Origin of the sequence: Solimicrobium silvestre, assembly GCF_002976435.1 — a bacterium.
GTDB classification, from domain to species: Bacteria; Pseudomonadota; Gammaproteobacteria; order Burkholderiales; family Burkholderiaceae_D; genus Solimicrobium; species Solimicrobium silvestre.
Window position 1 is genome coordinate 1 of record NZ_PUGF01000015.1, and the last position, 12,004, is coordinate 12,004.

The 12,004-nt window shown below is 45.1% G+C and carries 6 protein-coding genes and 1 tRNA gene; 6 read left to right on the forward strand and 1 reads right to left on the reverse strand.

Annotated elements, in window-relative coordinates; translation table 11 throughout:
• Nucleotides 1-325 precede the first annotated feature (325 nt).
• Nucleotides 326-2,935, reverse strand: a complete 2,610-nt coding sequence (mutS, locus tag S2091_RS15155; protein WP_243405444.1) for a DNA mismatch repair protein MutS — start codon at nt 2,933-2,935, stop codon at nt 326-328.
• Between the two features lie 537 nt (nt 2,936-3,472).
• Here mutS and S2091_RS15160 point away from each other — a divergent pair.
• The 6 genes from S2091_RS15160 (at nt 3,473) to lon (ending at nt 11,902) form a co-directional block, all read left to right on the forward strand.
• Nucleotides 3,473-5,386, forward strand: a complete 1,914-nt coding sequence (locus S2091_RS15160; protein WP_105532795.1) for a bifunctional diguanylate cyclase/phosphodiesterase — start codon at nt 3,473-3,475, stop codon at nt 5,384-5,386.
• Between the two features lie 358 nt (nt 5,387-5,744).
• Nucleotides 5,745-5,831, forward strand: a tRNA-Leu gene (locus S2091_RS15165).
• Between the two features lie 26 nt (nt 5,832-5,857).
• Entirely contained in the window at nt 5,858-7,207 is a 1,350-nt protein-coding gene (tig, locus tag S2091_RS15170; RefSeq protein WP_105532796.1) for a trigger factor, read from the forward strand.
• 46 nt (nt 7,208-7,253) lie between these two features.
• Nucleotides 7,254-7,880 carry an ATP-dependent Clp endopeptidase proteolytic subunit ClpP gene (clpP, locus tag S2091_RS15175; protein ID WP_105532797.1) on the forward strand — a complete coding sequence of 209 codons (627 nt, stop codon included), beginning with the start codon at nt 7,254-7,256 and terminating at the stop codon, nt 7,878-7,880.
• 161 nt (nt 7,881-8,041) lie between these two features.
• Complete coding sequence (gene clpX, locus S2091_RS15180) at nt 8,042-9,310, forward strand: ATP-dependent Clp protease ATP-binding subunit ClpX (RefSeq protein WP_105532798.1); 1,269 nt, start codon at nt 8,042-8,044, stop codon at nt 9,308-9,310.
• Between the two features lie 183 nt (nt 9,311-9,493).
• A complete protein-coding gene (gene lon, locus S2091_RS15185; RefSeq protein ID WP_105532799.1) occupies nt 9,494-11,902 on the forward strand; it encodes an endopeptidase La in 2,409 nt (802 codons plus the stop codon).
• The last annotated feature ends 102 nt before the right edge of the window (nt 11,903-12,004 follow it).

A 12,004-nucleotide genomic window follows, 5' to 3' on the forward strand; every position in this document is an offset into this window, starting at 1 on the left:
AACGTAAGTCCATAGTATTGGCTGTATTCCAGGTCATAATGGCGGCTCCGATTGGACATCATTCTTGATGCCCAATAGTGTTACCTATGTCCTGATACAGGTGTTACCCATGTCTCACGTCTATACACTTTTACAAATAAAGAAAAGCCCGAAGTGAATCAGGCAGATCAATGCAAACATGCTTAACTTTATTAGTTTTTCAAAAAGTCGCATTTGGGAAGTTTTATATTGAAATTGCTTTATTGTAATTTATTTAGTTGAAATTGTATTTCAACTATTTTTAAGAATAAAAAAACCGCTCAATTGAGCGGTTTTTTATAACCGATTACAGAGTTAGCGCTAATTTTTTGAGCTGGTACAAAGCATCCAATGCTTCCCTCGGACTTAACGAGTCTGGATCGATGGCATCCAGCGCTTGTTGCAAAGGTTCGTCTTTCGTTTCAATTACTGGTACCGCTTCGGCAAATAAATCAAACTGCGGTGTGCTTTGGATTGAATGTGCTTCTAATTCCGCCAAATGTTTGCGTGCGGCGCGGATTACCTGATTTGGAATTCCAGCCAATTGAGCTACTTGTAAACCATAGCTTTGTGAAGCAGGGCCGTCTTGCACTGCATGTAAAAACACAATGGTTTCCTGATGCTCGACTGCCGATAAATGCACGTTCTGCGCGCTGGAATGAATGTCAGGTAACTGCGTCAACTCAAAATAATGCGTGGCAAACAGCGTGTAGCTGTTGGTTTGGGTGATGAGTTGCTTGGCGATGGCCCAAGCTAATGCCAGACCGTCAAAAGTGGATGTGCCGCGTCCAACTTCGTCCATTAATACCAGCGACTGCTCAGTGGCCGCATTCAGAATGGCGGCTGACTCGGTCATTTCCACCATAAAGGTGGAGCGTCCGCCAGCTAAATCATCTGCCGCGCCGATACGGGTAAAAATGCGATCAATCGGGCCGATGGTGGCGCTGTTGGCTGGCACATAACTACCGACATATGCCAATAAAGTAATTAGTGCGACCTGACGCATGTAGGTCGATTTACCGCCCATGTTCGGGCCGGTAATTAGCAGCAGTTTGCGATCAGCATTTAATTGGCAATCATTGGCAATAAAACGCTCAATCTGATTTTCTACGACTGGATGGCGACCTTGCTGAATATCTAAAATTGGCTCTGTTACCAATTGCGGCGCGCACCATTGATGGCGCGTTGCGTGTTCAGTCAACGCCACTAAACAATCGAGTTGCGCTAAGGCTTGCGCTATCGTTTGCAGCACAATAATGTGCGGTAACAGTTGCTGCAACACTTGTTCGTACAAGTATTTCTCACGCACCAGGGCGCGTTCCTGAGCGGACAAAGCCTTGTCTTCAAAGGTTTTTAATTCCGGGGTGATATAGCGTTCGGCATTTTTTAATGTTTGCCGACGGCGATAATGTTCTGGAACTTTGTCGGTTTGTCCGTTAGTGACTTCGATATAAAAACCGTGTACGCGATTGTATTCCACACGCAAATTAGCAATGCCGGTAGCGGCTCGTTCTCGGGTTTCCAGGTCGATTAAAAATTGTCCGGCGTTTTCAGACAGGCCGCGCAATTCGTCGAGTTCTGCATCAAAGCCGGCAGCTATAACGCCACCGTCACGTACCATCGTGGCCGGTTCTTGCATGATGGCGATTTCGAGCAAGTGCTGGCACTCGTCAGGTGTTGCTAGTGCGCCTAATAAGTCGTTTAGTAAAGGCGTCGCAGGTGTGCATTTTTCTAATGAGTTGCACAGTGCTGGTAACTGCAGCAAGCCGTCGCGTAAGCCGGCTAAATCACGCGGCCGAGCGGATGCTAGGGCGATACGCGTGGTGATACGTTCGATGTCGGGAACTTCGCTTAACGTTGCCAGTAAACTAGGGTTGGCGTCGGATTCTATCAGCGTTTGGATGGCCTGATGGCGTGCAATTGCTTGCTGCTGGGCGCGGCTCGGGTGGTGCAGCCAATGGCGTAATAATCGCGAACCCATGCTGGTGCGGCAATGATCCAACAGCGAAAACAAGGTTGGCGACTCTTGGCCGCGGATGGTTTCGGTAAGCTCCAGATTGCGTCTGGTGACGGCATCCAAACCAATAAATTCATCAACAGTTTCCAACCTTAAGCTATTCACATGGCGCAGGTTTTTACCTTGTGTTGCAAGTGTGTAGCGCAACAACGCGCCGGCGGCAGTGATGGCACTGGTCGCGTGTTCTGCGCCAAAGCCACTTAGGCTGGCGACGCCGAGTTGTTCTTGTAGTGATTTTTTAGCGTGTGCAAAATCAAAATGCCAAGCGGGCAGGGCGGTAATTTTGCAGGGCAGGCTGGCGAGTAGTGCGCTGATGTCGGGTTGATTGACGTCTTCGGTATATAAAATTTCAGCCGCTGCAATCCGTTCGCATTCTTGCAGTAATAGATGGCTGAAGTTTTTTTCAGTAGTGCTGACTTCCAATAACTTTAGCGCGCCGCTGGAAAGCGATAACCACGCAAAACCCAACGTCATTTGCTTGCGCTGGGTGGTTACAGCAATCGATAACAAAGGTCGTTCTGATTTGGCTGGCAATAAGTCCGTTTCGGTCAGTGTGCCCGGTGTAATGACGCGCATCACTTTACGTTCAACCGGCCCTTTGCTGGTGGCCGGGTCGCCGATTTGTTCGCAGATTGCAATCGATTCGCCGAGCTTGATCAGTTTGGCTAAGTAGCCGTCGATCGAATGATAGGGCACGCCGGCCATTTTGATCGGGGTGCCGCCGGAACTGCCACGCTGAGTCAGTGTGATGCCGATTAAGCGCGACGCTTTTTCTGCATCTTCAAAAAACAATTCGTAAAAATCACCCATACGGTACAACACCAATGTGTCTGGGTAATCTGCTTTAATGCGCAGGTACTGCTGCATCATCGGGGTGTGTTTTGCGTCTTCAACAGCCATAGTCTTTGGTTTTTCGTTTATTTGGGGTGGATCTGATTGCTTGAATTCTGATTTTTGTGTTTCAGCATACTAAAGTATATTTTTGTGATTTTTGTTCTAAGTGGCGGTGAACGCTTTGAGCTTTAAATATACTGTCTGAAAACTACTTTTTATCGTCTGGAAAGCCATTGGATACGTTAAGTTCTTATAAAAATAGGGTGGGGTATATGAAAATACGTGAAAAAGCGTGAATTTTCTGAATTAAAGCCGCTAAATAAGCTAAATAGTTACACCCGGAGCGCACCTTAGCATAGACATAAACAGCGGTCTAGAGTTTGACCGGTTCTGTCCCGCCAAAATTGTGCGGCATTGCCAGCAAGGCAATCAGCAATTAACCCTGAAATTGTTATCACTCCTCAAATTAATTCAAAAATAAAATTAAACTTTACTAAAATCAACAATATTGAGTGTTCTATTGCCGTACGCATCATGAAGGAATTTAATTCGATGGGATTCATTAGCCGGAAATAAGCTGAGACCAATAATCGGAAATTAACCATGTCCATGTATCGTCAAATCTGGCTTTCTTTGATACTTACGGCGCTGCTGAGTTTGGCGGGTGGTTTGTTTGCCTCAACATTTAGCGTACGTGCTTATCTTGAAGATCAGTTGCGCATGAAAAATACCGACAATGCGACATCGTTGGCGTTAGCGTTAAGTCAGCGCAACATCGGTACGATAGAAATAAAATTAGCCGTTACTTCCTTGTTCGATAAGGGGTATTACGACCTGATTCGTGTCGTTGACGCCAGCGGTCGTGAAATTATCTCGCGCAAAGCACTGACCAATAGTGATGATACGCCTAGTTGGTTTATGCAAAGTCTGCCGCTCACTGTGGTACCTGGGATAGCGCACTTTAACAATGGCTGGAATCAGGTTGGCACAATCACGTTAGTGAGTAATACCCGCTTTGCCTATAAAGCCTTGTGGGAGTCGACATTGGCGCTAATTGGCGCGCTGGTTTTCACCAGTCTGGTTGGTGGCTGGTTAGGCACTTTAGTGTTGCGACGAATTAAAGCGCCGCTCAATGCGGTGATCGCTCAAGCACAAGCTATTACCGCACACCATTTCATTACCATCCCGGAATCGACCGTGCCTGAGTTGCGGCAATTGACTTCTGCCATGAATTCCACGGTATTGCTGCTGAAAAAAATGTTTGCTGATGAAGCGCAGCGCCTTGAGTTAGTGCGGCTGGAGGCGAATTCAGATTCGCTGACCAAGTTAGCTAATCGTCTTTCTTTTATGGCGCAGCTACAAGCGACGCTGGAAATGGAAGATTCTTATGCGGGCGCATTAGTACTGGTAAAGATTGCGGATTTAGGTGCGATCAACAAACGGCTGGGGCGCACAGAGACTGATAATTTTTTAAAATCGGTAGCAGTAACGATGTCTAAGGCGGTAGCAGTAGTGCCGAATGCATTAGTCGCGCGCTTGAATGGAGCGGATTTTGGGCTGCTGCTACCGTTATCGGAAGCGCACCCGATCACTGACCAGTTATTGGATGCGCTAGTGCTGGAAACCTCGGCCTATATACAGAGTGGCCCCGTGGCTTTTATCGGCGTCGGTAAATTTAGTTACGGTGTAAATCTCGCCAGTTTGATGATGCAAGTCGATGCGGCGTTGGCTGGGGCTGAGGCACAAGGGATTAGCTGTATCAGAGATGCGGCTAGCTTGAAGAGCGACGATGCACCGCGTAGCAATGAAGAGTGGTCAAAATTAATCTATCACGCGATAGAAAACCAGGAAACCAAACTCGGCTCTTTCCCCTTGACGGACTTTGCAGGTAAATTGCTGCATAGTGAATGCCCCTTACGGCTGAGGTTGGCGCATGAATGGCTTCCGGCCGGGAGTTTTTTGTCGGTAGCGGAACGCTTGGGAATGAGTTCAACTCTGGATACCATCGCCATTACGCTGGGTATTGATGAGCTGAATATGAATCGGGAAATTGTTGGGCTCGCTATTAATCTATCGGCCCGTTCATTGGAAGATGGCACGTTCTGTGAATATATACGCGCAATGTTACTGGCCAACCCCAAAGCTGCCCGGCGGTTATGGATAGAATTTCCTGAATATGGTGCTTATGCGCATTTTGCGGCTTTCAACGAGTTCCTCAATAAAATGGCAGGAACCGGTTGTCGTTTAGGTTTGGAACATTTTGGGCGACAATTTAGCAAAATCGGCTTGTTGCAAGATTTAAAGCTGGATTATCTGAAAGTCGATGTCAGCTTCATCCGCGATATTAATAATAATCAGGGCAATCAAGTTTTCCTCAAAGGCTTAATTGGGATTGGTCACAATTTTGGCATGCAAATTTTTGCAGAAGGAGTTGCCAGCCCAGATGAATTAATCACCTTGGCGCAGTTGGGGTTTGATGGCGCCACTGGGCCAGGGGTTAAAGTTGCATCTATGTAGGATTAATGCGGGTGGGCAGAAAAGCTTGCCCACATTCATATTTGCGCACGATGGTATTAAATCCACAATTTATTTTAAATATATGTTTTTGAGATTTATTTGATGAGATTGCGCGCTTTTTGTATTTGAGCGAATGAGGTGAGCGCATGATAATTCGAGCTGGATTCGAATAACCCACCGCAAAATCGAGAAAAAATGCAAAAAGGAACAGTTTTCTTCATAAATTGAGAGCAATCTTGAATAAATTCTTGTAGAATACGCGGCTGGAGTTAAAATGCCGCAAGCGGAAATGTGGGCGACTTAGTCGCTTTTGTTTTTTCTGCGCAATGCATACAGTAGTTAAAGTTATGCACATCCCGCGAGGATGGCGAAATTGGTAGACGCACCAGGTTTAGGTCCTGACGCCAGAAATGGTGTGGGGGTTCGAGTCCCCCTTCTCGCACCACAGACAATTTTTATTTGGACGATTAAATGGCAACTGCTGTCGAAACATTGGGTAAATTAGAACGCCGTCTTACAATCACTGTGCCTTTGGCCGATGTGCGTGTAGAAGTTGAAAAACGACTAAAAGTGCGCGCCCGTACAGCTAAAGCGCCAGGCTTCCGTCCTGGTAAAGTTCCTATGAAAATGGTCGCAGCACAATACGGCTATCAAGTAGAAACAGAAGTATTGAACGACAAAGTTGGCCGCGCTTTCAGCGAAGCTGCCAACGAAAACAAATTACGCGTGGCCGGTTATCCAAACATCGCGCCTAAAACCAGCGCAGAATCACAAGAAGGCCACGTGGCTTTCGATGCAACGTTTGAAGTTTATCCAGACGTTACTATCGGTGATTTGGCTGGCGCAGAAGTTACGCAAGTTAAAACCGTAGTTAGTGATGTTGAAATCGATAAAACTGTCGATATTCTGCGCAAGCAACGCGTTCATTTCCACGTTAAAGGTCAAGCTGGCGAACATGGCGACGGCGGTGCAGATGTTTCCGCACAAACCGGTGACCGCGCTACAGTTGACTTCGTCGGCTCTATCGATGGCGTTGAATTCCCAGGCGGAAAAGCTGATGGTTTCGTGTTTGTATTAGGCGAAGGCCGTATGTTGCCTGAGTTTGAAGCCGCAACATTGGGCTTGAAAGTCGCTGAATCAAAAACTTTCTCAATGACTTTCCCAGCGGATTACCACGGTAAAGACGTTGCAGGCAAGACAGCTGAATTCACCATCAAATTAACTAATTTGGAATGGGCGCACTTACCAGAAGTTGACGCAGAATTCGCTAAAATGTTGGGCGTAGAAGATGGCGATATGGCCAAAATGCGTGCTGATATTAAAGAAAATTTAGAGCGTGAAGTTGGTGGTCGCGTTAAAGCACAAACTAAAAACAGTGTGATGGATGCATTGTTGAAAATCTGCGAATTCGATGTGCCAAAAGTCTTGATCACTCAAGATTCAGAGCGTTTGTCAGAAATGACACGTCAAGATATGGCGCAGCGCGGCATGAACGTTAAAGACGTTCCATTCCCACTCGAAATGTTCGCAGCACAAGCAGAACGTCGTGTACGTTTAGGTTTGATCTTGGCTGAAATGGTTAAGGCAAATGGCTTGAAAGCGACTTTTGAGCAAGTTGAAGCGCAAGTTGCTGACTTTGCTAAAAGCTACGAAGATCCTAAACAAGTGATGCGTTATTATTTTAACGACAGAAATCGTTTGGCTGAAGTTGAAGCCCTTGTATTAGAAGAAAACGTCGTTAACTATGTGCTTGGACAATCAAAAGTAACTGAAAAAGTTATTTCTTTTGATGAGTTGATGGGCAATAATAATCAAGCGTAAGCTTAATTAAGCCACTAAAGCATAAGCAAACCACTAGGAAAAATACATGACAAGCTTGATACGAAATTCTGCACTAAACACCGAAATGCTTGGTATGGTTCCGATGGTCATTGAGCAGAGTGGACGTGGTGAACGCTCGTATGATATTTACTCGCGCTTATTGAAAGAGCGGGTAATTTTTCTGGTTGGTCCAGTTAATGACCAAACTGCTAATTTGGTCGTCGCGCAATTGTTGTTTTTGGAAAGCGAAAATCCGGATAAAGATATTTCGTTTTACATCAATTCACCAGGTGGTTCTGTATCAGCTGGTTTGGCAATTTACGACACGATGCAGTTTATTAAGCCCGATGTTTCTACATTGTGTACCGGTATGGCGGCGTCCATGGGTGCATTTTTGTTGGCAGCCGGTGCTAAAGGCAAACGTTTTTCCTTGCCTAATTCACGCATTATGATTCATCAGCCATTAGGCGGCGCGCAAGGTCAAGCGTCCGACATCGAAATTCAAGCCCGCGAAATTTTGTATTTGCGTGAGCGTTTGAATGAAATGTTAGCTACTCATACAGGTAAAACTGCTGAGCAAATTGGCAAAGACACGGATCGCGATAACTTTATGTCAGCAGCTGATGCTGTTGAGTATGGCCTGATTGATAAAGTCATGGCGCACCGGGTTTAATCTACTTGCAATAATAAAACGCCCGTTATGGGCGTTTTTTATTTGTTGAGTTGCACTTTTGATTTTATTCTTAATGCTGCAATTAAAAATCGAATTAATCACGATGACGAATTCAGTAATTACAGGTAATATCAAACCACTTCCTTCTTTAAATTAGTATCATGCCAGATAAAAAATCATCCAGTGGTGAAAAATTGCTCTATTGCTCATTTTGTGGCAAGAGCCAGCACGAAGTCAAAAAATTAATCGCCGGTCCTTCCGTATTTATCTGTGATGAATGTATCGATCTGTGCAATGACATTATTCGCGACGAAATTTCTAGCATAGAAACCATCGGTAACGCGAAAGCAGACTTGCCAACGCCAGCCGAAATTTGCGAACTATTAAACCAGTACGTGATCGGTCAATCAACTGCTAAACGTATTTTATCGGTAGCGGTTTATAACCATTACAAACGTCTGAAATACCTCGGTAAAAAAGACGATGTAGAACTGGCAAAAAGTAATATCTTATTGGTTGGCCCAACCGGCTCCGGTAAAACTTTATTAGCGCAAACCTTGGCGCGCATGTTGAACGTGCCTTTCGTTATCGCTGATGCGACTACATTGACTGAAGCTGGTTATGTAGGCGAAGACGTTGAAAACATCATTCAAAAATTACTGCAAAACTGTAATTATGAAGTTGAAAAAGCGCAAAAAGGAATCGTCTATATTGATGAGATTGATAAAATCTCACGAAAGTCCGACAACCCATCGATCACCCGTGACGTATCCGGTGAAGGCGTGCAACAAGCGCTGTTGAAATTGATTGAAGGCACTATGGCATCGGTTCCACCACAAGGTGGACGCAAGCACCCTAATCAAGATTTCGTACAAATTGACACGACCAATATCATGTTTATTTGCGGCGGCGCATTTGATGGTTTAGCTAAGTTGATTTCTAATCGTTCTGAAAAAGGCGGGATTGGATTTTCGGCCAGTGTAAAAAGTAAGGTCGAATCCACTTCTAACCAACATCTGCAAGAAGTTGAGCCAGAAGATTTGATTAAATTTGGATTGATTCCTGAATTGGTCGGTCGTTTGCCGGTGGTTGCTACATTGAATGAATTGGACGAAGAATCGTTAATTCAGATTTTGATCGAGCCTAAAAACGCGTTGATCAAACAATATGCAAAATTACTGGAAATGGAAGGCGCAGAATTAGAAATCCGTCCTTCGGCTTTACATGCTATTGCTAAAAAAGCGATTGAACGTAAAGCTGGCGCACGCGGTTTGCGTTCAATTCTGGAAAGTGCGTTGTTAGATGTCATGTATGACTTGCCTAACGAACAAAATGTGGCAAAAGTTGTCATTGATGAAAACACGATCACGCAGGGAGCTAAACCGATCTTGATTTATCATGAAAAACCGAAGGCTTCTGGTGCAAACTAGGTGTATTGTTTGAGCTAGCTAGCAAGCGCGATCGAAACCAGGCAATTGGTTCGTAAAGCCACTTCGGGTAAATCCCGTGAGTGGCTTTTTTTATGAAATAGATGTGAATATATTCTTTGTTGGGCTTGTGTTTTAACAATCCGTGCCAACATGTTGTTGAGAATTAATTAAATAAGGTAAACCATGACGACTTCACTTCCTACAGAGCACACCCAGTTGCCATTGTTACCCTTGCGGGACGTTGTAGTATTTCCGCATATGGTGATTCCACTTTTTGTGGGGCGTCCTAAATCAATTAAAGCACTTGAAGCAGCGATGGAGCAGGGCAAAAGTATTTTGTTAGCAGCGCAAAAAGCTGCCGCTAAGGATGAGCCTTCCCCTGACGATATCTATGAAATTGGTTGTATCGCCAATATTCTGCAAATGCTGAAACTGCCGGATGGCACAGTTAAGGTATTGGTAGAAGGCGTACAACGTGCGCGGATTAATCAGATTCGTGAATTGGATACGCATTTTGTAGCGAACTTGATTCCGGTTGAAACCGAAGAGAGCGATGATTCCGAAGTCGAGGCGATGCGCCGTGCGATTGTTCAACAATTTGATCAATACGTCAAACTCAATAAAAAAATCCCCCCTGAGATTTTAGCTTCCTTGTCTGGCATTGATGACGCTGGCCGTTTGGCCGATACCGTTGCCGCCCATTTGCCGTTGAAGCTCGATCAGAAGCAAGAAATACTTGAGATTTTTAGCGTCGCCAAACGTCTAGAGCATTTGCTTGGACAATTAGAGGGCGAGCTGGATATTCTGCAAGTAGAGAAGCGTATCCGTGGTCGGGTCAAGCGTCAGATGGAAAAATCTCAGCGCGAATACTATTTGAATGAACAAGTTAAAGCCATTCAAAAAGAATTGGGCGAAGGCGAAGAGGGCGCGGATTTAGAAGAGATCGATAAAAAAATCATTGCGGCTAAAATGCCGAAAGAAGCCAAAGACAAGGCCATGGGCGAGTTGAAGAAACTCAAAATGATGTCGTCCATGTCGGCAGAAGCAACCGTGGTGCGCAATTATATTGATACCTTGATTAATTTACCTTGGAAGAAAAAATCCAAAGTAACCAATGATTTGGCACATGCTGAAAAAGTGCTCGATGCCGATCATTACGGTTTAGATAAAGTCAAAGAACGGGTATTGGAGTATTTGGCGGTACAACAGCGCGTGGATAAACTCAAAGCACCGATTTTGTGTTTTGTAGGTCCGCCAGGCGTGGGTAAAACTTCCTTGGGGCAATCGATAGCGCGTGCCACGAATCGTAAATTTGTGCGCATGGCATTAGGTGGCGTGCGTGATGAAGCTGAAATTCGCGGACATCGCCGTACTTATATCGGTTCGATGCCGGGTAAAATTTTGCAAAGCCTGTCTAAAATTGGCGTGCGCAATCCTTTATTCTTGCTCGATGAAGTCGATAAAATGGGCGCCGATTTCCGTGGCGATCCTTCCTCTGCCTTATTGGAAGTGTTAGATCCAGAACAAAACCATACTTTCTCAGATCATTATCTGGAAGTCGATTTTGATTTGTCTGACGTGATGTTTGTGGCGACGTCCAATTCCTACAACATTCCTGCCGCCTTGTTAGACCGGATGGAAGTGATCCGGTTATCGGGTTACACCGAAGATGAAAAAAGTAGCATCGCTCAGCGTTACTTATTGCCTAAGCAAATTAAAAACAACGGCCTGAAAGAAGAAGAAATTTCGATTTCAGAAACAGCGATTAAAGACATTATTCGTTATTACACGCGTGAAGCCGGCGTACGTTCTTTAGAGCGCGAAATTTCCAAAATCTGCCGCAAAGTAGTCAAGATGCTGCTCTTGAAAAAACAAGAGAAAAAAGTCACGATTACTTGCAAAAACCTGGATAAATATTTAGGTGTGCGACGTTACGATTTCGGTATGGCAGTTAAAGAAAACCAGGTTGGTCAGGTAGTTGGTTTAGCCTGGACTGAAGTCGGCGGCGATCTGTTGACGATTGAAGCGGTATCCATGTCAGGCAAAGGTAATGTCATCCGCACTGGTACTTTGGGTGATGTGATGAAGGAATCAATCGAAGCAGCCCGCACCGTGGTCAGAAGCCGTTCTGCGCGTTTGGGCATTAAAGCTGATGTGTTTGAAAAAACCGATGTACATATTCACGTACCGGAAGGTGCAACACCTAAAGATGGCCCATCCGCGGGTATTGCTATGACGACTGCTTTGGTCTCGATCTTTACTGGTATTCCAGTCAGAGCCGATGTGGCGATGACAGGTGAAATCACCTTGCGCGGCGAAGTGTTGCCAATTGGTGGATTAAAAGAGAAGTTGTTGGCAGCGCATCGTGGTGGTATTAAAACCGTCATCATTCCAGAAGAAAATGCCAAAGATCTGGTGGAAATTCCAGATAATGTCAAAAATCATTTGGAAATTATTCCGGTACGCTGGATTGATCGTGTGCTGGAAATCGCGCTGGAGCGTCAGCCTACTCCGCTAGTGGAAGAAGAAGTTGTAGTGAGTGCCAAGCCGGCGGTGCCGGGTGAGGTTGTTGATCCTGTGGTTAAGCATTAATACATATTAAATACGCAGTAAATTCAGCTTTAAAATCCCACAATAAAAAACGCCCGTCAGGGCGTTTTTTATTGTGGGGGAATAGAATGAATTGTTATGTTC